At 61.1% G+C, this 296-nt stretch carries 1 protein-coding gene; it reads left to right on the plus strand.

Annotation, left to right across the window (positions count from 1 at the left end; all coding sequences use genetic code 11):
* Positions 1–296, plus strand: a 296-nt coding sequence (locus EN859_RS37040; protein ID WP_135913737.1) for a gluconate 2-dehydrogenase subunit 3 family protein, incomplete at both ends; no start/stop codon positions are given.

The raw sequence follows: 296 nt of genomic DNA on the forward strand, positions 1-296 counted from the left end.
GCCGAGCTCCAGCCGGCGGACCAGGATGCATTCCTGACCGCCATGGAAGCTGGAAAGGTTGACTTGCCAAACGGCGTCAAGGGTCCTGGTTTCTTCGGGCTTCTGCTGCAGAACACGATGGAAGGGTTCTTTGCCGATCCGGTCTATGGCGGCAACAAGGACATGGTCTCGTGGCGCATGCTTGGTTTCCCCGGCGCTCGCTATGACTACCGGGACCACGTCAGCAAGCACAATCAGCCCTATCCGCGGCCGCCCGTCTCCATCGAGGGCAGCCCGGAATGGCTCGTGAAAAGGAG

The sequence above is a fragment of the Mesorhizobium sp. M00.F.Ca.ET.216.01.1.1 genome (genome assembly GCF_004010325.2).
Classification (GTDB): Bacteria; Pseudomonadota; Alphaproteobacteria; order Rhizobiales; family Rhizobiaceae; genus Mesorhizobium.